20 protein-coding genes, 1 tRNA gene and 2 rRNA genes are annotated in these 21,478 nt (G+C 47.0%); 7 read left to right on the forward strand and 16 right to left on the reverse strand.

Annotated features, from left to right (window positions below):
• The first annotated feature begins 14 nt into the window (after window positions 1-14).
• Together ARCPR_RS06110 and corA are read left to right on the forward strand one after the other, a co-directional pair.
• Window positions 15-233: a hypothetical protein gene (locus ARCPR_RS06110; protein ID WP_012940608.1), complete on the forward strand. Its 219-nt coding sequence runs from the start codon at window positions 15-17 to the stop codon at window positions 231-233.
• A 193-nt stretch (window positions 234-426) separates the two neighbouring features.
• Window positions 427-1,458 carry a magnesium/cobalt transporter CorA gene (gene corA, locus ARCPR_RS06115; RefSeq protein WP_012940610.1) on the forward strand — a complete coding sequence of 344 codons (1,032 nt, stop codon included), beginning with the start codon at window positions 427-429 and terminating at the stop codon, window positions 1,456-1,458.
• On the opposite strand, the gene ARCPR_RS06120 is transcribed toward corA, so the two are convergent.
• From ARCPR_RS06120 to ARCPR_RS06130, 3 genes are read right to left on the reverse strand one after another with little or no spacing between them, the layout of a single operon-like run.
• Complete coding sequence (locus ARCPR_RS06120) at window positions 1,436-1,858, reverse strand: YkgJ family cysteine cluster protein (RefSeq protein ID WP_012940611.1); 423 nt, start codon at window positions 1,856-1,858, stop codon at window positions 1,436-1,438. The two genes, corA and ARCPR_RS06120, sit on opposite strands and share 23 nt — an antisense overlap.
• A gap of 25 nt (window positions 1,859-1,883) precedes the next feature.
• Entirely contained in the window at window positions 1,884-2,705 is an 822-nt protein-coding gene (locus ARCPR_RS06125; protein ID WP_012940612.1) for a DMT family transporter, read from the reverse strand.
• Complete coding sequence (locus ARCPR_RS06130) at window positions 2,695-3,216, reverse strand: molybdenum cofactor biosynthesis protein MoaE (protein ID WP_012940613.1); 522 nt, start codon at window positions 3,214-3,216, stop codon at window positions 2,695-2,697. The genes ARCPR_RS06125 and ARCPR_RS06130 overlap by 11 nt, the downstream gene beginning before the upstream one ends.
• A 48-nt stretch (window positions 3,217-3,264) precedes the next feature.
• Between ARCPR_RS06130 and ARCPR_RS06135 the strand changes: the two genes are divergently transcribed.
• A complete protein-coding gene (locus ARCPR_RS06135) occupies window positions 3,265-4,323 on the forward strand; it encodes a formate--phosphoribosylaminoimidazolecarboxamide ligase (RefSeq protein WP_012940614.1) in 1,059 nt (352 codons plus the stop codon).
• A gap of 14 nt (window positions 4,324-4,337) precedes the next feature.
• Here ARCPR_RS06135 and hypE read toward each other — a convergent pair whose 3' ends face one another.
• The 5 genes from hypE to ARCPR_RS06160 form a co-directional block, all read right to left on the reverse strand.
• Window positions 4,338-5,372 carry a hydrogenase expression/formation protein HypE gene (gene hypE, locus ARCPR_RS06140; protein WP_012940615.1) on the reverse strand — a complete coding sequence of 345 codons (1,035 nt, stop codon included), beginning with the start codon at window positions 5,370-5,372 and terminating at the stop codon, window positions 4,338-4,340.
• Window positions 5,373-5,461: 89 nt separating this feature from the next.
• Window positions 5,462-7,723, reverse strand: coding sequence for a carbamoyltransferase HypF (hypF, locus tag ARCPR_RS06145; RefSeq protein ID WP_012940616.1), 2,262 nt, complete (start codon window positions 7,721-7,723; stop codon window positions 5,462-5,464).
• Between the two features lie 85 nt (window positions 7,724-7,808).
• Window positions 7,809-10,786, reverse strand: a 23S ribosomal RNA gene (locus ARCPR_RS06150).
• A 104-nt stretch (window positions 10,787-10,890) separates the two neighbouring features.
• Window positions 10,891-10,964 (reverse strand) — tRNA-Ala (locus ARCPR_RS06155).
• Between the two features lie 42 nt (window positions 10,965-11,006).
• Window positions 11,007-12,516: ribosomal RNA gene (locus ARCPR_RS06160) — 16S ribosomal RNA — on the reverse strand.
• Together the 16S and 23S rRNA genes with 1 tRNA gene alongside form the textbook arrangement of a ribosomal RNA operon.
• Before the next feature lie 312 nt (window positions 12,517-12,828).
• On the opposite strand from ARCPR_RS06160, the gene ARCPR_RS06165 reads away from it, so the two are divergent.
• Genes ARCPR_RS06165 through ARCPR_RS06175 form a run of 3 tightly spaced genes read left to right on the forward strand, consistent with a single transcriptional unit; the run spans window position 12,829 to window position 15,536 of the window.
• Window positions 12,829-13,470 (forward strand): histidinol phosphate phosphatase domain-containing protein, encoded by a 642-nt coding sequence (locus ARCPR_RS06165; protein ID WP_012940617.1) that lies wholly within the window; start codon window positions 12,829-12,831, stop codon window positions 13,468-13,470.
• A gap of 36 nt (window positions 13,471-13,506) precedes the next feature.
• A complete protein-coding gene (locus tag ARCPR_RS09395; RefSeq protein WP_012940618.1) occupies window positions 13,507-14,409 on the forward strand; it encodes a phosphate signaling complex PhoU family protein in 903 nt (300 codons plus the stop codon).
• The gene (locus ARCPR_RS06175) at window positions 14,406-15,536 is read left to right on the forward strand and encodes a formate--phosphoribosylaminoimidazolecarboxamide ligase family protein (protein WP_012940619.1); all 1,131 of its coding nucleotides are present in this window, start codon (window positions 14,406-14,408) and stop codon (window positions 15,534-15,536) included. Before ARCPR_RS09395 ends, ARCPR_RS06175 begins: the two co-directional genes overlap by 4 nt.
• Here ARCPR_RS06175 and ARCPR_RS06180 read toward each other — a convergent pair.
• Genes ARCPR_RS06180 through ARCPR_RS06195 form a run of 4 tightly spaced genes read right to left on the reverse strand, consistent with a single transcriptional unit; the run spans window position 15,533 to window position 17,529 of the window.
• The gene (locus tag ARCPR_RS06180) at window positions 15,533-16,111 is read right to left on the reverse strand and encodes a DUF655 domain-containing protein (RefSeq protein ID WP_012940620.1); all 579 of its coding nucleotides are present in this window, start codon (window positions 16,109-16,111) and stop codon (window positions 15,533-15,535) included. The genes ARCPR_RS06175 and ARCPR_RS06180 overlap by 4 nt on opposite strands.
• Window positions 16,112-16,115: 4 nt before the next feature.
• Window positions 16,116-16,463, reverse strand: a complete 348-nt coding sequence (locus tag ARCPR_RS06185; protein ID WP_012940621.1) for an RNA polymerase Rpb4 — start codon at window positions 16,461-16,463, stop codon at window positions 16,116-16,118.
• A gap of 21 nt (window positions 16,464-16,484) precedes the next feature.
• Window positions 16,485-16,778, reverse strand: coding sequence for a 50S ribosomal protein L21e (locus tag ARCPR_RS06190; protein WP_012940622.1), 294 nt, complete (start codon window positions 16,776-16,778; stop codon window positions 16,485-16,487).
• A gap of 34 nt (window positions 16,779-16,812) precedes the next feature.
• Window positions 16,813-17,529 (reverse strand): glucose-6-phosphate isomerase family protein, encoded by a 717-nt coding sequence (locus tag ARCPR_RS06195; protein WP_012940623.1) that lies wholly within the window; start codon window positions 17,527-17,529, stop codon window positions 16,813-16,815.
• 81 nt (window positions 17,530-17,610) lie between these two features.
• Between ARCPR_RS06195 and ARCPR_RS06200 the strand changes: the two genes are divergently transcribed.
• Complete coding sequence (locus ARCPR_RS06200) at window positions 17,611-18,414, forward strand: menaquinone biosynthesis family protein (RefSeq protein WP_012940624.1); 804 nt, start codon at window positions 17,611-17,613, stop codon at window positions 18,412-18,414.
• Window positions 18,415-18,513: 99 nt separating this feature from the next.
• On the opposite strand, the gene ARCPR_RS06205 is transcribed toward ARCPR_RS06200, so the two are convergent.
• Genes ARCPR_RS06205 through ARCPR_RS06220 form a run of 4 tightly spaced genes read right to left on the reverse strand, consistent with a single transcriptional unit; the run spans window position 18,514 to window position 21,439 of the window.
• Entirely contained in the window at window positions 18,514-19,194 is a 681-nt protein-coding gene (locus ARCPR_RS06205) for a TIGR00153 family protein (protein WP_012940625.1), read from the reverse strand.
• Complete coding sequence (locus tag ARCPR_RS06210) at window positions 19,191-20,195, reverse strand: inorganic phosphate transporter (RefSeq protein ID WP_012940626.1); 1,005 nt, start codon at window positions 20,193-20,195, stop codon at window positions 19,191-19,193. The genes ARCPR_RS06205 and ARCPR_RS06210 overlap by 4 nt, the downstream gene beginning before the upstream one ends.
• 50 nt (window positions 20,196-20,245) lie before the next feature.
• Window positions 20,246-20,653 carry a hypothetical protein gene (locus ARCPR_RS06215; RefSeq protein ID WP_012940627.1) on the reverse strand — a complete coding sequence of 136 codons (408 nt, stop codon included), beginning with the start codon at window positions 20,651-20,653 and terminating at the stop codon, window positions 20,246-20,248.
• 21 nt (window positions 20,654-20,674) lie between these two features.
• Window positions 20,675-21,439 (reverse strand): OB-fold nucleic acid binding domain-containing protein, encoded by a 765-nt coding sequence (locus ARCPR_RS06220; RefSeq protein WP_012940628.1) that lies wholly within the window; start codon window positions 21,437-21,439, stop codon window positions 20,675-20,677.
• Between the last annotated feature and the right edge of the window lie 39 nt (window positions 21,440-21,478).

Consider the following 21,478-nt stretch of genomic DNA (forward strand, 5'->3'; position numbering starts at 1 on the left):
TCAAATGTTTGTTTATGCAAGAAGATGTTACACTTTCTGACATTTTGGAGGAAATTAGAAAGCTTAGGGAAGACGTCGAACGTCTTGAAAGATTGATCAGGTACATCATTGAGTCTATGCTTACATTTGAGGAAGAAGAAACATCCAGAGAGGTAGAAGGTCTCAAGTCCAAGGATCTGTCGAAATACGGACCTCTTGAGGAGCTTGATGATGCTTTGAAGAGAGAGAAGTAAGCTACGAGCATCTCATTCATTTGCAGAACATCAAATTCCACAAAGATGGATCCGCAAATAGTATCCGTGAAGGTCTATGCTGAAACTGTAAGATCTAAGGCGACATGTTCCGATTTGGGCCCTGTTCGTTCAATTTTCGAAGTTTACGCTAATGGAAGGGAAAAACTTTTCTTTAACCACATAAAAATATATCATGGTAATACCAAACGAAATTGGTAAGAAGATTGCTGTCCCTCCAGCCACCCCAATCTTCATTGGTAAGAAGAAAGTTGATGAGACAGTCGTGAGAGCCATAACTTACAATGCAGAGAACGTTGAAGTTTTGGAAGTAAAGCCAGAGGAGTTACCTGTTCATTCAAAAGGCATCATTTGGCTCGACATAATTGGCTTACACGGGGTAGAAGTCGTGAAGAAGATTGGAGAAGCTTACTCGATTCACCCACTTGTAATAGAAGATGTACTGAACACGTCTCAGAGAGTTAAACTTGAAGATTATGAAGACTACGTATTTGTCGTTATCAAGGTTTTTACGTTCGATAACGGGCTCGAAGTTGATCAGCTAAGCCTTATTTTGAAGGAAGATGTGCTGATAACGTTTAGAGAAAGAGACTACGACTTTATAGATGCAGTATTGAAGAGGGTGATTGCTGGCGGAAGAGGGGGTGCAGATTATCTCATGTACACTATTCTCGATGCAGTTGTGGACAGCTACTTTAAGATCCTGCTCGAATTTTCAGAATCAATAGATGGACTTGAGGACGAGATATTTTCGAGATTTACAATGGAAACATCGGGAAAGTTGCATGAACTTAAAAGGGAGTTAAACAGATTTAAAATGGCAATATATCCCGTAAGAGATGTACTTTCTTTCTTAGCCAGATACGATCATAAGCTTGTTGATGCGGATAATCGAATTTACTTTAGAGATGTACACGATCACGCGATCAGAATCATAGAAACCTCTGAGTATCTTAGAGACCTTGCCATGAGTTTAAGGGAACTTTATCTGTCTAATCTCAGCAACAGATTGAATGAGATTATGAAGCTTCTGACAATTATATCAACGATATTTATTCCAATAACATTCATCACAGGTGTTTACGGAATGAATTTCAGATATATGCCCGAACTTGAATGGAAGTACGGATATTACGCTGTTCTAACCGTGATGAGCGTAGTAGCACTAATGATGCTAATCTACTTTAAGAAAAAGGGATGGGTGTGATTTTTTGCTCTTTAATCCTTACAAGCTCCTTCAAAACATCTTCAATCCTTCTACCTCTGCCAATTCCTCTGCAATTCCTATCGACGTAAACGTAATACTTACCGAATTTTGCAATCTCTTCACCCTTTTTAAGGAAGTAAAATGGATAGAAGATGCAAGCTCTCGGTCTCTCAGGATAGATTTTGCAGATTCCGTCGTAGAATATGCAAGCTCCATTTACCTTTTTAAGGTAAACTCCTATCTTACCGTACCAGAAAACGTCTCCGTACTTCTTAAGCCTCTCTTCATCGTACACTGTCACGGGAACATCTAAATTCTTGCAACACCACCCGCACCTTACACACTCCCAACGCTTTACGAGTCTCCAAGGAATTAGCTCGTCGTTGATTGCTTCCATCATTGAAGAATTGACGAAATTTTAAAAATTACGTTCTGAAAAGTGTGATCGCAATCCCTAAGAGAATTATAACTATATACAAGTAAGCAACTACGCTCAAAGCTTGACCAAGTATTAGATAAGCCAGTATAGCGGATCCTACTACTTCACCTATCACACTTGCAGTCACTGGAACAACATGCATGTACCTGAGCACGTAGTTTAGCAGGGTATGTCCGAGCATCATCGGAATAACAGCAAGTAGTATGAAGAAAAGCCAAGTCCTTAGTGGGTAACCGACGAGATCGACTCCAGTCAAAAGACAGATGAAGAGGGCAAACACAGTTGCAAAGAGGTACGTTAAAAATATATAAGATGAAAAATCTTCAAACCTTGCAAGCCTTCCAATTGCGAAGTACAACCCTCCGAATACCGCCCCCAAGAATGCAAACGCTATACCGATGAAGTCAGCTCTAAAATCCGCCCCGCTTAACAGGTAAACACCTAATATCGCAATGATAACGCCGATTACATGATTAGGTTTCGGTTTCTCACCGAAAAGACTTGAAAATATTCCCGAAAATATAGAGTGCATACAGACTATCGCAGTGCTGACTGCGACGGAAGCGTGAAATAAAGATTCCATCCACAGGGCAAAATGCGCTGAGAGAGCGAAACCAGCGATCAATGGTAGTTTGATGTTAGCTACTCTCAGCCTTGGTCTGTAAAGTAGCAGGACTATTGGTAGCGAAAAAGTCAATCTCCAGAATGCAGAAACTACTCCTGGTGCTGAGGTCAACACTACGAGGATTGAAGCTGAAGATACAGCCAATACAGCAATAAAAAGCAAAATGTAGAGCTTAGCTCTCATAAACTTCTACGAACCCCTTGCTATGCTCTTCTTTAATAAGATCGACTGCTCTACTCAAGAGATTAAAAAGCTCAAACCTTGTTTTAGTCATGATTCCTAAGTGCAGTATCGGTTCCTTTGGTTTTAGCGAACCGTTTCTATGGTACAACACGACTTTTGCATCACTCGACAGACTTTTAATTTTCTTTTCAAGTTCCTCAACATCGACATTAACTTTAACGTACTTGACTTTCTTTCCATCCGTGAACTCTTTTACAATACCTGTGAAGATTGCCAAAGCACCGTATGTCCCATCGTTTTCTCTCATGAGCTTATTGAAGATTGCTAAAGGGCTTTCATAATTCTTAACGCCTTCAACGTTCAAATTATCGTAGCCCATTGAAGATAAAACCTTCAGAATGTCGAACTTCGTTGAAAACTTTGCAACGAGCTCTCCTTTCTCGTAGACCTCATAGAACTCGCCACTTTTTATTACGACGATGTCTGATCTATCAACTCTATCAACCTTCATACGAATAACACCGTTAAGTCAATATAAAAGGTCAACCCACAGAGCATCATGAGGGAGAAGATTCTCAAAGTGTTGAGAGATTACGATCTCGACGAGATAAAGATTGGAACTCTCGGAAGTCATTCCGCCTTAAACATACTTAAGGGAGCTAAAGACGAAGGTTTTGAAACGGTTTGCATCTGCAGACCAAAGGAGAGGATAATATACGAGAGTTTCGGTGTTGCTGACGAGATAATTGAAGTTGATGATTTTAAAGAGCTTTTAAATGACAGTTTTCAAGATAGACTTATAAAAGATAACGTCATTCTCATCCCTCACGGCTCTTTCAACGCTTACTTGGGTCAGTTAAACAAGATAAGAGTTCCGTTTTTTGGGAACAGGGAGCTTATGATTTGGGAAACTGACAGGTTCAAGCAGAGAAAGTGGCTTGAAATGGCGGGTTTAAGGATGCCGAGGAGTTTGAAGCCTGAAGAGATAGACGGAATCGCTATAGTCAAGTATCACGGTGCTATGGGGGGAAGGGGTTACTTTTTGGTCGCGAACAGGGATGATTTCTACAAGAAGTTCGAAAAGCTGAAAGCTGAGGGTTTGGTTGAAAGTTTGGATGATATAGAGATTCAGGAGTATATAGTCGGAGCAAATGTATACTTCTCATTCTTTTACTCACCGATGAACGAAAGGGTAGAGTTAATATCGATAGACAGAAGGTATGAAGCAATTGACGGAATTGGTAGGATTCCAGCGGAAATTCAGATTAAATCGGGTGTTTTCACGAGCTATACGGTAATTGGGAACTTTCCAATTGTATTGAGAGAGAGTTTACTTGCAGAGGCTTTGGAATCGGCCAAAGCTGTAGTGGAAGTTTCAAAGGAGATCGCCTACCCAGGAATGGTTGGCCCGTTCTGCTTGGAAACTGTTTTCGATGACAACGCTGAGATGTACGTCTTTGAAGTTTCCGCTAGAATTGTAGCTGGAACGAATGTGGGGGTACCGATTTCTCCGTATTCCTACGTGCTTTGGGGAGAGAACATGTATATGGGTAGGAGAATTGCGAGGGAGATACGAGTAGCGATAGAAAAAGATGCTTTAGGTGAAATAATTTACTAAGCTCCCTCACTTAACTAACACACCCTCGGAATGGGGTCGGCTGTCGGAGGTGGTAAAACCTTTTTAGTCCCTATTTCTGTCTCTACCACAACTTCTTCGAATTCGGAAGTAGCGTAACCTATTATTTCCGCATACTTCTGACCAGCTTTGTGCAGAGCTTTCAATACGTCCTCAGCCATATCCTCAACGACACCCATAACAACCTTTCCCTCATTTGCCATACTCAGGGGATCTAAGCCCAAAACTTCGCAAAATCCTTTAACTTCCTCCCTTATGGGAATCCTTTCCTCTTCGATGTAAATTCCAACCCCACTCTTTTCAGCAAGCTCGTTTAAGGCGTTGGCTAAGCCACCTCTTGTCGGATCTTTCATAGCTGTGATGCCACCAACCTCCAAGGCTTCTTTAACGAACAGCCAGACTGGGTAGACATCGGACTGAACGTCTATATCAAAATCAAACTCCCTCGAGAGCATTATTGCGACGGCATGATCTGCTACACATCCGCTAACTATTATGGCATCTCCCTCTCTTAAACCGCAATCCCTGACCCAGTTATAGGGGTAATCCCTGTACTCCTTAACAACTGATATGTTGTGATCTAAAGCCGAATTTCTTATTCCAATTCCAGACGTGTTGGCTATTATTTCGACGTTTGCCGAGACTACTTTTGTATCACCCGTTATTAACTTTACGTCCAACTCCTTAACCCACCTCTCGACATCATTCATTATCTTCTCGAAATCACTAACCTTAAATCCCTCCTGAATTATCAGAGCCAGGGACATTGCGTAGGGCTTCGCACCCATTACCGCTAAATCGTTTGCAGTGCCACACACGGCTAAACTCCCTATACTCCCACCCCTAAATATGGGTGGAGAAACTACGTAGGAATCCGTTGTGAATACGTAGCCGTCGAAATCTGAAGAATCGTCCATATCGGCAAGAGAAATTTCTCCAAGCCTATTATCACCGAATCTCGAAATTATGTGTTTCTTCAGGAACTCGGCCATGTACTTACCGCCGGCACCATCCTCCCTGCGGATCAGCATGGTGTTGATTAGATATGTGACTATTAATTGTTTCCTCAGACCAGGTATGCTTCATCACAATTCAGGAGTCCGACGGCTCATCATCGGCTTTAAAGATTGTTCAAGAACTTCCCTATATAAGCCTGACCAAAGCTTATGCCGTTGTCACCGCATGCAACCTTTTCGTTTACGTAAACATCTACGTGCTCTTCAATCAGAGGAATGAAGTAGGAGTTAAAGCACACGCCACCACTCGCAACTACGGGATAATTGTAATCTTTAACGATTTCAGCAAATCCTTCAGCCAGATACTTCATGACCTTGTAGGCTATCTTACTTTTGCTCTCGCCCTCCAAATATTCTTCCATGCAATTCGCAATGAAATCCGAAATCCTTATGACTCTCACATCACCCGACTTCACATTAAACTCTTCATCAACGTAGGGCTTTGAGTAAACGCTGTCTTCTCTAACTACATCTATTCTCGGTTTAACTTCACATTCAAAGGGTTCAACAACACTTTCCAGCTTCATCGCAGGCTCTCCCTCGTAAGTTCTTTCGAAGCAGATCTTTAGCATGGCTGAGACGGCATCCAAAACTCTACCCATCGATGTTGTAGCTATGCCAGTTTCGTGGAAACTCTCAAATATCTCAAAGCTTTCCCCCTTTCTCAAATACTTCTCATAGCCATCGAGAAGATCCAGCCTCTTTGCGTTGTAAAGTAGAGAAAACAGAACCCTTAAGGGGTATTTCGTTGCCAAATCACCACCTATTAACCTAAACCTCTCAAGTCTTCCCACTCTCTTGAAAGTGCCCCTCTCAAAGTCTATCAGCAAGACTTCTCCTCCCCAGATCGTGCCATCGAAACCGTAACCGACTCCATCCACAGTTATGGCTATAGCCTTGTCTATTCCCCTCTCAGCCATCACGGAGAGAGCATGGGCAAAGTGATGCTGGACTTTGTAAAGCGGGATGTTGAGCTTTCGCGAAAGCCTTTCAGCGAAGTTAGTCGTGTTGTAAAGAGGATGCAAATCGCATGCGATGTACTTCGGCTTTAAATCAATGAAATTCGTGAAGAAATCAACAGCCCTCTTGAAGAATTCGTTGAACGTCTTGAAGTTTGCCGTGTTACCTATGTACTGCGAAACTATGGCTTTTCCATCTTTAACCAAAGTTATCGAATTGTAAAGTTCCGCACCAACAGCCAGTCCATCCAAACATCCTTTAAGCTCTATAACTTTGGGAACAAATCCTCTCGATCTACGAATTATCAGCCTTCTCCTTCCAACGAACTTTATAACGGAGTCATCTACTCTGTTGTGTATCTTCAGATTGTGCCTGAGATAAGCATCCAGCTCTAAGCTAAAAACGCCGTCATCTATGTACATCGGTTCACCGGGCTTGTTTGCGGAAGTCATCACAATAAAATCCGATTTGAGGTAGTTAAAGAGGATGTAGTGGAGAGGAGAGTAGGGGAGCATGACTCCGATTGTGTTGAGATAAGGAGCAACTGCAAAGAATTCGTTGGGATTCCTCTTCTTAAGAACGGTTATAGGTCGAATGTAGCTGGTCATCTCCCTCTCTTCATCCTCGCTGACGTAAGCAACCTTCCTAACAACTTCCAAGTTTCTTGCCATGATCGCAAAGGGTTGCTGAGGTCTTCCAAGTTTGTCTCTCAGCTTGAAAACTACATCATCGTCTGTTATGCATGCTATATGATATCCACCGATTCCCTTGATAGCTACCATCCTACCCTCGTCTATCAATTCGGCAGCTCTAATTATCGCATCGAGACCTTTGATTATCCTGCCACCGTAAATTAGCTCGTATTGAGGCCCACATTTTGGGCAGGCTATGGATTGGGCGTAGTATCTCCTATCAAGGACGTTCCAATACTCCTTTTGACATTCATCGCATAACGGAAACTCGTTGAAGGTTGTGTTTTCCCTATCGTAAGGAAGCTTTATCGCCACAGAAAAACGTGGTCCGCAGTCCGTGCATGAGATAAAAGGATAAAGGTATCTTCTGTTTTTTGGATCGAAAAGCTCCTTGAGGCAGAATTTGCATAACGCCACATCGGGAGGTGGTAGAGATAATCCTCCCTTCTTACCTCCGCTCTTTTCGATTACAAAGTCGTTAAAGTTTAGATCGGGAATTTCCTCAACTTCAACTTCGTGAATCTCGGCAATTGGTGGTTTTTCCTCCTTTAAACGCCTTATAAACTCGTCAACGTTCCTGTCTATTACAATCTCGACACAACCAGTTCCCGTGTTCTTGACGTAACCCTTCAAATTCATCGACTTTGCCAACCTGTAAACGAAAGGTCGAAATCCTACGCCTTGAACTATACCTCTAACGGTTATTCGATACACAAGAATGTTTAAGAAGTTAAGAGTATATAGAGTTTGAGTTTTTGCTCAACCGTGTAGAGGTCGTCCCCAGCTTATGCCTGGGACCGGCCATCCCTTCGGGCTTTAGTGACCGCGGGCTGAACGGCTCGCCCTTACGGGCTCGCCGCTTACACCCCGGTCCTATCAAACGGGTCTTCTACCCGCGCCCTCAAGGGCGGCTCTTTTCGGGGACGGCTTCAGGCTTAGATGCTTTCAGCCTTTAGCCGCATGGCGCGTAGCTGCCCGGCAGTGCCCTGCCGGACAACCGGTCGACCAGTGGCGCCGGAGGCCCGTTCCTCTCGTACTAGGGCCTCCTTCCCCTCAGCCGCCCAGACACCCCCGATAGATAGCAACCGACCTGTCTCACGACGGTCTAAACCCAGCTCACGATCCCCTTTAATAGGCGAACAACCTCACCCTTGGCCGCTGCTGCACGGCCAGGATGGGGAGAGCCGACATCGATGTAGCAAACCCCCGGGTCGATATGAACTCTCGCCGGGGACAACTCTGTTACCCCTGGGGTAGCTTTTCTGTCGTCACCCGGCCTCACCAAGAGGCCAGGGTGGTTCGCTAGGCCCGCCTTTCGGCTCGTGACCCCTTATTGTGCGGGGTCACGTCAGGCCGGCTTTTGCCCTTGCACTCTACGGCGGAGTTCTGACCCGCCTGAGCCGACCTTTGGGCTCCCCCGATACCTTTTCGGGGGAGTGGCGCCCCACCCAAACTGCCCACCTACCGATGTCCCGCACGAAGCGGTTAGCCCCACAGCTGGAGGTGGGCGGTGTCTCATGGACGGCTCCACCCGGCCCGGAGACCGGGCTTCGGCGCCTCCCGCCTACGCTGCGCACCTCCAGCTGTGAGGCAACGGCAGGCTGCAGTAAAGCTCCACAGGGTCTTCGCTTCCCATCGGGGGTCCCCAGACTCTTCACTGGGATGTCGGGTTCGCCGGCTTCCGGCCGGGGACAGTGGGGGGGTCGTTAATCCGTTCATGCAAGCCGCCAATTAAGCGGCAAGGTATTACGCTACCTTAAGAGGGTCATAGTTACCCCCGCCGTTTACGGGCCCTTCGGCCGGTTGAACCCGGCTTTCAGGTACCCGCACTGGGCAGGACTCAGGGGCTGTACTAACCCTTACGGGGTTGCAGCCCCCTGTGTTTTTAGTAAACAGTCGCCCCCCCAAGTCACTGCGACCTGCGGTCCCCGCATAAGCGAAGACCGCAGGCACCCCTTCTACCGAAGATACGGGGCCAATTTGCCGATTTCCCTCGGCCGGAGTGTTCCGCCACGCCTTAGGCTGCTAACCCAGGGCACCTGTGTCGGTTCTCGGTACGGTCCTCCCGCCCCCCTTTTCACGGGCCCCAGGAGTCGGCCGACTTACGCCATCACGCCTTCACCCCCTTCTCTCCATTACGGAACTCCGGGGGCTTCGGCGCTTGGACCGGCTGGCGGCACCGGCTCGGCCTATCCCGAGGCGTCGGGGCCGCGTAAGCGGCAACCGCCGTGAGGCGGCCGGGCGGGCGGCGCCGGAATATTAACCGGCTTCCCTTTTCCCCCGCGCCGAGTTACGGGCGGGGTTAGGACCGGCTAACCCACGGCTGACGAACATAGCCGTGGAACCCTTGCCCTTCCGGCGGTCGGGATTCTCACCCGACTACGCTGCTACTACCGCCAGGATTCTCGTTACCGACGGCTCCACCCGAGCTTACGCCTCGGGCTTCTACGCCATCGGCACGCCCCCCTACCGGATCGCCTTTCGGCGCCCCGGGGTATCGGCGGCCGGCTTGAGCCCCGTCCATTTTCGGCGCCCCGAGCCTCGGCTGGTGAGCTGTTACGCACTCCTTAGAGGATGGCTGCTTCTAAGCCTACCTCCCAGCTGTCTTCGGCCCGGGACCTCCTTTATCGTTTACACTTAGCCGGCACTTAGGGGCCTTAACCCCGGTCTGGGTTGTCTCCCTCGCGGACACGGAGCTTACCCCCGTGCCCCGACTCCGCCCATCTACGGCGGCGGTGGATTCGGAGTTTGACAGGGGGGCGAGGGTTTCACCCCCCGGCTCCCCCAATCAGTGCTCTACCCCACCGCCTACCTCCGGGCGGGTCATACTGCGGTATGTTTCGGGGGGAACCAGCTATCCCCGGGCTCGATTGGACTTTCACCCCTAGACGGGGGTCAGGGGAGCGATTTGCACATCAACACCCCTGCGGGCCTCCACGGGTCTTTCGACCCGCTTCACCCTGCCCCCGCCTAGATCGCCCGGCTTCGGGTCGTACGGTAGGGACTATAGGGCGAGCACACCCCGCCCCTCACCCTTACGGGCTGCGGGCTTTTCGGTTTCCCTTCGGCTTCGGGCTTGCAGCCCTTAGCCTCGCCCCTACCGTACACTCCCTGGCCCGTTTTTCAAAACGTACGCAGTGACCCCGGCATGCCCCGCCTCGTACTCGCGCCTCTCGGCGCTTTCCTTCGGCGGGGTTGCCTTTCGGGCCACTGCTCACTATCCCCGGCCGGTTTCAGGCTCTTTTCACTCCCCTTCTCGGGGTTCTTTTCAGCTTTCCCTCACGGTACTAGTGCGCTATCGGACTCGGGACGTATTTAGCCTTGGGGGTTGGTGCCCCCCAGCTTCCCGCGAGAATTCCAACCCGCGGTACTCAGGTAACTCCCCACACCCTCGGGGCTTACGCCTACGGGGCTATCACCCTCTACGGCGCCGCATTCCAGCGGACTTCGGCTTCACCCCTCGGGTGCTAACGGGGAGTACCTGCAACACCACATCCCCCTAGCCTTTCGGCTAGGGGTTCGGTTTGGGCTCTGCCGCTTTCGGTCGCCCCTACTCACGGCATCGCGTTTGCTTTCTTTTCCTGCGGGTACTCGGATGTTTCCTTTCCCCGCGTTCCCGCTCCCATGCGGGAGCGCCCCCGAAGGGGCAGGATTGCCCATTCGGGGATCCCGGGTTCTACGGCTCCATGCGCCTCCCCCGGGCTTTTCGCAGCTTGGCACGCCCTTCGTCGGCGCCCGAGCCGAGCCATCCACCGGCCGGGATACGCCGGGATAGCCGGTCCCAGTTTGCATCTGGGGACGACCTCTACACGGTTTCACCTGCCCCAGATTGGGGCATCAACCCTTCCCCGACGACTTTCATCGCCGGGTGCATGTAATAATGGACTCGTCGGGATTTGAACCCGAGGCCTCCGCCTTGCAAAGGCGGCGCTCTACCAGGCTGAGCTACGAGCCCATGGGCTTGCCAGCAATTGGGCCCGGTGGGCGTCGCTCCGTTAGGAGGTGATCCAGCCGCAGATTCCCCTACGGCTACCTTGTTACGACTTCGCCCCCCTCGCGGACCCTGGGCTCGACCCGCCCCTTAGGAGCGGGCCTCGCCCCTGGCCCACTTGGGTGGCGTGACGGGCGGTGTGTGCAAGGAGCAGGGACGTATTCACCGCGCCATTTTGAGGCGCGATTACTACGGATTCCAGGTTCACGAGGGCGAGTTGCAGCCCTCGATCCCAGGTGGGGCCGGGTTTAGGGGATTACCTCCCCCTTTCGGGGTCGGTACCCATTGTCCCGGCCATTGTAGCCCGCGTGTAGCCCGGGGGATTCGGGGCATACGGACCTGCCGTTGCCCGCACCTTCCTCCGGCTTAGCGCCGGCAGTCCCCCCAGTGTGCCCGGCATCCCCGAAGGGACCCGCTGGCAACTGGGGGCGCGGGTCTCGCTCGTTGCCTGACTTAACAGGATGCTTCACAGTACGAACTGACGGCGGCCATGCACCACCTCTCAGCTACTCTGGTAGGGTCTTCAGCCCGACCTTCATCGAGCTGTCTCCCCCGGTAAGCTTCCCGGCGTTGAATCCAATTAAACCGCAGGCTCCACCCGTTGTCGTGCTCCCCCGCCAATTCCTTTAAGTTTCAGCCTTGCGGCCGTACTCCCCAGGCGGCGGGCTTAACGGCTTCCCTCCGGCACCGGGCCAGCTCGTAGCTGGCCCGACACCTAGCCCGCATCGTTTACAGCCAGGACTACCCGGGTATCTAATCCGGTTCGCTCCCCTGGCCTTCGTCCCTCACCGTCGGACCCGTTCCAGCCGGGCGCCTTCGCCACAGGTGGTCCTCCCGGGATTATAGGATTTCACCCCTACCCCGGGAATTCCCCCGGCCTCTCCCGGTCCCTAGGCTGGCAGTATCCCCCGGAATTCTGACGGTTAAGCCGCCAGATTTCCCGGGGGACTTACCAGCCCGGCTACGGACGCTTTAGGCCCAATAATAGTGGCCGCCACTCGGGCCGCCGGTATTACCGCGGCGGCTGCCACCGGCCTTGCCCGGCCCTTGCTGTGGGGTGCTTTTTAGGCACCCCGACAGCCCGCGCGATGCGCGGGCACTCCGGCTGACCCCGTCGCGGTTTCCCGCATTGCGGAGGTTTCGCGCCTGGTGCGCCCCGTAGGGCCTGGACCCTTGTCTCAGGGTCCATCTCCGGGCTCCCACTCTCATGGCCCGTACGGATCTTCGGCTTGGCGGGCCGTTACCCCGCCAACTACCTAATCCGCCGCAGCCCCATCCTCGGGCTGTGCCACCCCTTACGGGAGTGGCACACTTTCGGGGATGGGGGAATTCCACCACCCATCCCCTATGGGGGTTTAGCCCCAGTTTCCCGGGGTTATCCCCCTCCCGAGGGTAGGTTGGCCACGTGTTACTGAGCTGTCCGCCGGTGCGCGAACCCCGAAGGGCCCGCGCCCCATGACTACCATGGCTTAGTCCCAGCCGGATAGCAGCGGCCTCTGGCAGGATCAACCAGAATTGGCGGGGGAGGGACGGTGAATACGTCCCACGCCCACCGGTCTACCCTGCTGGCAAGCCCATCTTGGGCGTGCGCCTTTGCACGCCCTCACCACCTATACCGCGGGTGGGAACTCTACCCCCCATCCTGGGCTTTACGCCCTGTCGGGGTCCTTGCCGGACCCGCGGTTACTACATGTGTTTGCAATTTCAAGATTTATAAGGCTTGTGCTCAAGCCTTTCAGATGTGTTCAAGCCCTAGAACCGACGGATATATAAATCTTTTGTGTGAGTTGCGTTAAATACAAAAATTATTGCTTTGAGTTCAAAATTGATGATAGATCTACATGTTCACTCGGTGTTTAGTGACGGTGAATTGATACCATCTGAAATTGTGAGAAGGTGTGCGGAGATAGGATACGAGGGTGTTGCGATAACAGACCATGCGGACTTCTCAAACATTTCATCAATACTAAAATCACTTGAGAAACTAAAGGACGTGAGAGACGACTACGAAATCCCCGTGTTAATTGGAGTAGAGATAACGCATGTTCCGCCTAAACTAATAGGTAAAGCTGTGGAGATGGCTTGGAAGGAGGGTGCAGAGATTGTGGTGGTCCATGGAGAAACGATAGTCGAACCTGTTATGGAAGGAACTAACTACTATGCTGTTCAGGAAGAGATAGACATCTTAGCTCATCCCGGATTAATTGATGTGAAGACTGCTGAACTTGCAAAGGAAAATGGAATATACCTAGAAATTACTACGAGAAAGGGACATTGCTTAACCAACGGGCATGTAGTTAAAGTAGGAACTTATGTAGGATGCAAATTCGTCTTAAACAACGATGCACATAGCCCGGGCGATTTCGTAAGTGTAGAGCTTGCAGAAAAGATATTAAGAGGTGCTGGGATAGAGGATACCAAAGAAGTTTTTGAAAATTCGAAGAAGATAATGAAAAAGAGGTTGAAGTGAGCAAAAGACTTAAGATACGTATAGATACGTATTGACATGGAAAAAAGAAAGCTCCAAGTCGTCGGTGGCTCGAGTTATATGATAAGTTTACCTAAGAGCTGGGTTAAGCGAAATAACCTCAAGAGGGGCGATGAAGTAATTCTCATTGAATTTAACCAAAGCTTGAAGATAGTTCCACCGTATAGCCGTGAGAATAAGATAACCGTTAGGTTGCCGAAGATGGATGAAGGATATATAAAGCACTTCTTTTACAGTCTTTACATACAAGGAGTAGATGAAATCGTTGTCGAGAATGTAGATGGAGAATCAATAAAGAAGATAAGAGAATGCATAAAAAATCTTGTTGGAATGGAGGTAATCGATGCTAATTCGAACAGAGTAGTTCTCAAATGCCTTACTACATCGTTTAACGTTAAAGAAGCAATAAGAAGGCTCTGTCAAATAGTATTCGATATGTTCGAGAACATAGAACAGATTTTAAACGACAAAACAACATCTGAAACTGTTAAAAAACTTGAGGAAGATGCCGATAGATTTTACATTCTCGCACTGAGAATGATCTACAAAAACGTGTTCGAATCTTCAAGTATTGATGAATTAGTTGTAAATATCGAATCGAGAGCGATTGCAAAGTTGCTTGAAGAGATTGCAGACTCTCTCTACGACATCTCAATAGACTACTACTTCTGCGGCGAGTTCTTTGAAATATTTCGAAATTTGAAAAAACTGTTCAATATAGCTGTTGATGTCTACTTCAGAGGGGACACGATTATGAGCAGAAACCTAATAGATATGGCAACCACAATCGAAGAAAACATTCTCTCTCTAAAAGAAAAATCCTACTGCGAGATTGGCCCCCTGCTTGAGATATGTAGATATATAAAGTCCATGGGTGAGATGACTTTTAACACTGCTATATGTAGAGAGGTGAGATCATGATAACCGATAAGGTGAGGAAGTTGGTTGAGGATTACAGGGATGTAACGATCGGTATATTCGGTTCCCACTCAGCAAAAGAGATCGGAATGTCTGCAAAGGCTTGGGGATTTAAGACGGTTGTTGTTGTTCAGAGGGGAAGGGATAAGCTCTACACAAAGTACAATCGCTGGCTCTACGATGAGTTCATAATTCTCGATCGCTTCAAAGACATGATAAACGACGAAGTTCAGGAAAAGTTGAGAGAAATGAACACGATATTCATTCCGAATAGGAGCTTCGCAGTTTACGTGGGCTATGACGAAATAGAAAAGAAATTTGAAGTTCCGATATATGGTAACAGATTCCTTCTAAGGGCTGAAGAGAGAAATTACGAGAGAGGGCAGTACTACCTCCTTAAGAAAGCTGGTATAAGGATTCCAAAGGAGTTTAAATCGCCAGAGGAGATTGATCGCTTGGTGATTGTTAAAGTCCAACAAGCTAAGAATCCTTTAGAGAGAGCTTTCTTCTACGCAAACTCACCAGAGGATTACTACAGACAGGCTGAGGAGCTCATAAAGGCTGGTGTTATAGATGAAGAAGGTTTAAAGAATGCGAGGATCGAGGAATACGTTCTAGGTGCCAGATTCAACGCAAACTTCCACAGCTACGCTTTGAAGGATGTATTTGGCGACTTCGATTTTGTCGGTTTTAGTGATAGAAGACAGGTAAATCTTCAGGGATTCTTGAATCTACCAGCTAAAGATCAGCTCAAAATAAATGTTCCAGTGAAAAACGAGGAGATAGGGCACTTTGGAGTTACGATGAGAGAAAGTAAGCAGGACATGGTTTATGAGACTGCAGAGAAGTTCATAAGGACTTGCGAAAAGGAGTATCCGCCTGGCATAATTGGACTCTTCGGATTGCAAGGTGCAGTTGCCTACTCACCAGAGGACGATACTAAGCTCGAGTTTGTAGTTTTCGACGTGTCTATGAGAGTTCCCGGAGATCCCTGCATAGGACCAACATCACCAGAAATGAGAAATCTCAGCTTGAAACACGGAGTAAGGATTGAAGATCCGCTGGATCTGACGATGATGGAGATAAAAAGAGCTTTAACTGACGGAAGATTGCCAGAGATAGTAACTTAGAGTGTGAACAGCTTGTACTTCGTATTAGGATTTTGAAGCTCGTAGATTATACGCTGAACAATGCACTTAACAGGATCTATCTTAATTCTTTTTGCAATATCTTCAAAACTCTTGAAAGGTTCTTTCTTCCTTTCCTCAATTATCGCCCACATAGTCTTCTTCCCTACCCCGGGTAAAAGCTCGAGCTGATGAAGCTTTGTAGTTATGGATTCTGCTTTGTTAAAAAATTCTACAAATCTATCTTCCTGTTGCTTAACTATTTGCTCGAGAACGTAGGGCAACTCAGATTTTGCCGTAGCGGTTAACTCCTCGTATCTCAATCTTCTCTTTATCTTGTTAACAACATCCCTCTGCATTAAGTCCTTACCTATATAGACTCTATCTCCGACGAGGGGATTTTTATCTTTCTTAACACTAACTTCCAAGAGCGTAAAGAACTTCTCACCAACAACCTGAGCCAGAGGCTCCCTCTTATGCAAGGGTCTCTTATCATCGGGATGACCGTAGGGCAGGAAGTCCAATACGTAAGCATAATCTTCAAGCTTCTCCTTATCGATCTTCCTGCCCTTCTTCATTTGATCACCTATATTTATTAATAACATCCAAAATTTGTTCGATCTCTTCAGGAGTTAGCGTAATCTTCTCCTTAGCGTATATTATCCTAACTTCATCTGGGATTCGAGGCATGATATCGACAAGCTTGACAGCAATCTCCTTGTTGGGGACTTGCGGAAGCTTTAACAATTCCTCAACTAACTCTTTAGCTTTATCAGCTGGCAATCTTGCAAATGTCCTGAGATGCTTTAGAGCTCTTCTAGTCTCAAATAAGAGCTCAGCTCTCTTCTGCCTCTCCTCTGCTATCTTCTCCATTAACTCTTTAGCCTCGGCTATTGTTATGTAATCAAACTCCTTAACTTCTTTGAACATGAAAAACACCTCCAAAAAAAGTTAAGATTTTTGAGGCTTGAGATGTTCAGGTCTTACAAAGAGTGTCTTGTAGGAGTTGCCATCTCTAACTCTTACTAGGTAAGCCCTTCCCCTCTGTCCTATCACAACTCCAGTCCTACCCTGAAACCTTGGATGGGGCATTCCCTTGTGAACGGCTGGATCAATATCGATGTGAACTCTGTCTCCAACCTCAAACGTCTGCAAGGCTCTACTGATCTTTATCCCTTTCTCCCTTATCTTCTTTCTGAGCTTTCTTCCAGATTTGAACCTGAAGCCGTGAGACTTCCAACCCATCTACATCCCCCCTTCTCCCTGACCCTACATGTATTTAACCTTTTAGTATCTCCTCGAACAAGTCTAGATACTTCGAAGGTCTGTAGAGGAACTCGAGTTTACTCAAATCCCTCACAAGCTTGTACATTTCCTCACTTTTTCTTAATCCCAATTCTTTCGGTATTTTAGGCTTGACAAATCTTATATCCGGAACTTCACCATAGTTGGGATTCCTTATCCATCCATCTTCGGTGTAGTAGTAGCATGCTCCTCTTAATCGTTCGTAAGGCTCGTAATTGGATTTAAAGTGCCTGTAAACCCAGTTAGCCATCCTAAGCTCTTTGTTTGAAGGATTTATAGTTACATGACCGTAGTTTGGAGGAATTATGACCTTGTCTCCCTCCCCAGCTTCAATTGCAACAACATCAACGACTTTATCACCTTCAACTTTCTGAAGCAAATATATTGCCTCTCCTTTTAGAACCTCATAAATCTCCGTATAGCTCAAGTTGTCTTCAGCTAAGGGGTGGTAGTGACCGAACGTCTTTATGAATTCCTTACCTATTTTGTTTGGAGGAATCACAGTTATGTCAAACCTCAATCCGTGCTCTTTGATAATTTCATGATCTTTTTTGCTGTAGTAAACGTCTCTGAACATATGGTAAGCAGGAAAATTCTCTTTAAGTTCCTCCGGATAAGCGAGAACCGGTTTTAGATCGTAAGCCCACCTAATGTCTGCTTTAAATGTTCTCCCACAAATCTCGATTTCCATGGGCTCTTAAGAACTCGTAAGAATATAAAGGTTGTCGATCTAATCAAAAGAATTTTAAAAGTTCTCAAATGTCCGAGTGGTATGATCGTTGCACACACGCCAGATGCAGATGACGCCTTCATGTTCTACGCCATGATCAGCGGAAAGATAAAGACGAGACTGAAGATTGAGCACCTGATAGAGGATATAGAAACTCTGAACAGAATGGCATTCGAAGGAAAGTTGGATGTTACAGCGTTATCAGTTCATGCGTACGCTTACCTTGAGGATAAATACAGGATACTTTCAGCCGGAGCCAGTGTTGGGGATGGATACGGACCGATGGTTGTCGCTAAGAGAGATATAGAGCTCGAAGGTAAGAGGATAGCAATCCCCGGCAAGTACACAACGGCAACACTCCTCCTGAAGCTTGCTTTGGATGAATTTGAAGCTGTGGAGATGAGATTCGACAAGATAATAGATGCTGTAAAAAGGGGGGAGGTCGATGCCGGTTTGCTTATACACGAAGGTCAGATTACTTATGAGATGCACAACCTTGTAAAAGTTCTGGATCTCTGGGAGTTTTGGTATGGAAGAACGGGTTTACCCCTACCTTTAGGTGTAAACGTAATACGTAGAGATATTCCTGAGGAGGATCAAAAGGAATTCCTGAGGGTTATGAAGGAAAGCATAAAGTACGCATTGGAGAATGTGGATGAAGCTGTCGATTATGCCATGAAGTATTCAAGAGGAATGAGCAGAGATTTGGTAAAAAAGTTTGCAACCATGTACGTTAATGAGTACACCTACGAGATGCCAGAGAGTGTAGTAAAAGCAATGGAGAGAATGTTCGACATGGCTGAAAAGAAGGGGATAGTAAAAAAACCAAAGTTAGATATTTTATGATATTTTATTTTGAGTTCACTACAATATTTTTAGTGGTTCAGGAAGATCAAATGTGAATGTGAAGAGCTCAAATAGTTACTCTTAAGTTTTGCTCCACCGCTAACTTCTTCCCAGTATCATGGTTCTGAATCTATCGGCGGATCTTGCCGCATAGTTAGCTATCTCACCTAGATGAACTACCCAGAGAACTGCCAACTGAATGTCTACAGGATTCATGTCAGAGTTGAAGAGCATGTTTAGTAAACCTATCTGGATTAAATCGCATTCGTGCTCATGTTCCTCAACTCTCTTAACGTGTTCCAGCGCTTCTTCAACCTCCTTTTTCGAGAATGATGATGCTACAAGTCTCGACATATGTTCTATGAGTTCTTCATACTCGTTTATCGTTTCCATCAACTTCGAAAGTAAAACACTGAATTCGTCCATTATTCTTTCGGGAGCGTTTATTTTTCTGAACGTTAACATGTGTCCGACATGCTCGCAGTAGTTTATTATCCCATCCTGAACATCTAAGAAGTTGAGCAGATCGTGCCTATCTACTGGCAAAAGTAGTGAGGACTTCACCTTACTTCTTATCTCCTCCTTAATTATGTCCGCCTGATGCTCAAGAGAATCTATTTCTTCTCTCAACCTCTCAACTTCATCCACATCGTTCAATCTGTAAGCTTCAAACTGCTTCTCCAGCAATCCGACTGCCTTTGCTGCTAGCTCCGCATGCTTCTTCAGATCTTCAAATGGTGAGTATCCAAATACGTCCGATATACTCCTAACGAACCTCATATGAAGATCACCAATATGGTGTATATTGCTATTGAGAGCACACAAGCTACTGGGACGGTAAGTACCCAAGATGCTACAATTCTCTGAACTATCTTTAAGTTTACGCTTGCCAATCCCCCAGCCAAACCGACACCAATCACACTACCCACAAGTGTATGTGTTGTAGATATGGGCATGCCGAGGTAGGATGCAAGTAGCACAGTTGTTGCCGTGGCAAACTCTGCTGAGAATCCTCTCGTAGGTGTAAGTTCCGTTATTCTCCTTCCAACGGTCTCTATAACCCTGTAACCCCAAGTCGCAAATCCAATCGATATCCCCAATCCACCTATTAGAAGAACCCAAACTGGTGTTTCCTGTCCCAAATAACCCAAAGCCGCAGCTATAGGGCCTGTAGCATTGGCAACATCGTTACTCCCGTGAGCAAACGCAACGTAACAGGCTGTACCAACCTGAAGGTATCTAAACACATTCTCCACAACATCTATATCAAATCTATCAAAAAGAGTGAGTCTTATGATCGTAAATATTATGAAAGCAAGAAGAGCTCCGAAAATCGGCGATATCACCCAGCTTAAAACGATTTTACCCATCACACCCCAGTTTATCTGATCAATATCCAATCTACCTTGAGAAGCCGTAGCCAAACCGAATCCAAGCATAGCAGCAACTATGGAGTGAGATGTTGAGACAGGAAGTTGGAAATACGTAGCAACTGTGATAAATAAGCTTGCGGAGAGCAAAGCTGATAAGGCTCCCACAACCACGAGATGTTGATCAAGCAACTCAATTGGAACTATTCCCTTAGCTATCGTGTGCGTAACTCTGTGACCGAAGAAGAATGCACCACAGAACTCCATGATCGAACCGACCACTATGACTTGCTTAAGTGTCAGGGCTTTACTGCCATAAGATGTAGCCATGGAATTTGCAGCATCGTTTGCGCCAATGTTCCAAGCCATGTAAAGTCCGGCGAGTAAGGTCAGTGCGAACAGTAGTTCCATGACGAAAGCTTGAGAAGAGTTGCCATTAATAACCTTTCTATTTTTTAGCGTTACTCGTTAATAATGAAACTCTTGTATTTGCCAGCATTTATGTACTCCTCAACCTTCCGTATGAAACGATCATTAGTTCTAAGAACGGGTATTATAGTCATGTCACCTCGAATATCCTTTATGCGGTCTACATACTCAACAACATCATCATTGCCATAATATAGAACCCAATTTCTAAAGTCTCCAACTTCACAGAACGATGCGTATGTTATCAACTCGACTATCGCAAATTTCCCATCGATTATGCCGTGAAGGGTTTCATAGTCTATGAGAAACAGTCTTCCGTTTGAGTAGAACAGCCTTTCTGCCTCCAAAGCGATAGCTTGCCTAACAAATTCGTCCAAACTGAACATCTCAGGCTCGTCGAGCATTACTGGGCCTATGTATACTATCTGTTTCTGTTCCATGTTCGCAAGTTCATGTAGGTCTTAAAAAACTTTTATCGCCAACCCATCATCACAAACTACCTCTATCTCACCATCGTATCCTATCCTTGCGTAGCAATTGTAGAGCTCGATCCAGTCTCCTACATCCAAATACTTGTATAAGCTGGCGTTATCGCCCAACAAAAAGACTCTAATCCTACCACTGTCGTCGGATATATGGATTATCGCCATTTTCTTACCTCTAACAATTTTTTCTCCAGAAAGTCCACTCACCCTACCTCTTAAATTCACCAACTTAAGCGGTATTACATTCCTGACCTTGGTCCACATTTCACCCACATCAGCCTTTCCTAAGTTGCGATAGCCGAGTACGAAGAACTTTTCACCTTGATTGAACCCCTTAACTTCTATCAAATCTCCCCTATCGCATTCAACGTTTCCAACACAAATCCAAACAGAATTTCCAACTGCCAAAGCAAACCTTGAGCCGTTTTTTCCTAAGAAGATACCCTGCACAGTCCTACTAACATCACCAACCACCTCAAAGTCCCTCTCACTCCTAACAACCTTCGACTTAACCCTGACTAGATAACCCAATTCAAACATATCCTTGCAGCATTCTAAAGGGACTTCGTAAACATCATCGCCCCTTCTAATCTTCAAAACATCGCCAACACCAACAACGACTCCTTCAACCCTAAAGCTCTCTTCGAGATTTACCTTCTCCCCCCTAGCATATCTAACTAAAAGTTCAAGAGTATCCTCATCCAAAAGATCGCCAAAATGTTCTCTCAGCTCTTCTTCCATGGGGATACATCATCAACATTTTAAAAATGGTTGCTCTAC

The organism is Archaeoglobus profundus DSM 5631 (genome assembly GCF_000025285.1).
GTDB lineage: Archaea > Halobacteriota > Archaeoglobi > Archaeoglobales > Archaeoglobaceae > Archaeoglobus_B > Archaeoglobus_B profundus.

Excerpts from the sequence above, each read along its gene's own strand:
- ARCPR_RS06110 (WP_012940608.1), top strand. The coding sequence starts at position 15 with ATGCAAGAAGATGTTACACTTTCTGACATTTTGGAGGAAATTAGAAAG.
- corA (WP_012940610.1), top strand. The coding sequence starts at position 427 with ATGGTAATACCAAACGAAATTGGTAAGAAGATTGCTGTCCCTCCAGCC.
- ARCPR_RS06120 (WP_012940611.1), bottom strand. The coding sequence starts at position 1,858 with ATGATGGAAGCAATCAACGACGAGCTAATTCCTTGGAGACTCGTAAAG.
- ARCPR_RS06125 (WP_012940612.1), bottom strand. The coding sequence starts at position 2,705 with ATGAGAGCTAAGCTCTACATTTTGCTTTTTATTGCTGTATTGGCTGTA.
- ARCPR_RS06130 (WP_012940613.1), bottom strand. The coding sequence starts at position 3,216 with ATGAAGGTTGATAGAGTTGATAGATCAGACATCGTCGTAATAAAAAGT.
- ARCPR_RS06135 (WP_012940614.1), top strand. The coding sequence starts at position 3,265 with ATGAGGGAGAAGATTCTCAAAGTGTTGAGAGATTACGATCTCGACGAG.
- hypE (WP_012940615.1), bottom strand. The coding sequence starts at position 5,372 with ATGCTGATCCGCAGGGAGGATGGTGCCGGCGGTAAGTACATGGCCGAG.
- ARCPR_RS06165 (WP_012940617.1), top strand. The coding sequence starts at position 12,829 with ATGATAGATCTACATGTTCACTCGGTGTTTAGTGACGGTGAATTGATA.
- ARCPR_RS09395 (WP_012940618.1), top strand. The coding sequence starts at position 13,507 with ATGGAAAAAAGAAAGCTCCAAGTCGTCGGTGGCTCGAGTTATATGATA.
- ARCPR_RS06175 (WP_012940619.1), top strand. The coding sequence starts at position 14,406 with ATGATAACCGATAAGGTGAGGAAGTTGGTTGAGGATTACAGGGATGTA.
- ARCPR_RS06180 (WP_012940620.1), bottom strand. The coding sequence starts at position 16,111 with ATGAAGAAGGGCAGGAAGATCGATAAGGAGAAGCTTGAAGATTATGCT.
- ARCPR_RS06185 (WP_012940621.1), bottom strand. The coding sequence starts at position 16,463 with ATGTTCAAAGAAGTTAAGGAGTTTGATTACATAACAATAGCCGAGGCT.
- ARCPR_RS06190 (WP_012940622.1), bottom strand. The coding sequence starts at position 16,778 with ATGGGTTGGAAGTCTCACGGCTTCAGGTTCAAATCTGGAAGAAAGCTC.
- ARCPR_RS06195 (WP_012940623.1), bottom strand. The coding sequence starts at position 17,529 with ATGGAAATCGAGATTTGTGGGAGAACATTTAAAGCAGACATTAGGTGG.
- ARCPR_RS06200 (WP_012940624.1), top strand. The coding sequence starts at position 17,611 with ATGATCGTTGCACACACGCCAGATGCAGATGACGCCTTCATGTTCTAC.
- ARCPR_RS06205 (WP_012940625.1), bottom strand. The coding sequence starts at position 19,194 with ATGAGGTTCGTTAGGAGTATATCGGACGTATTTGGATACTCACCATTT.
- ARCPR_RS06210 (WP_012940626.1), bottom strand. The coding sequence starts at position 20,195 with ATGGAACTACTGTTCGCACTGACCTTACTCGCCGGACTTTACATGGCT.
- ARCPR_RS06215 (WP_012940627.1), bottom strand. The coding sequence starts at position 20,653 with ATGGAACAGAAACAGATAGTATACATAGGCCCAGTAATGCTCGACGAG.
- ARCPR_RS06220 (WP_012940628.1), bottom strand. The coding sequence starts at position 21,439 with ATGGAAGAAGAGCTGAGAGAACATTTTGGCGATCTTTTGGATGAGGAT.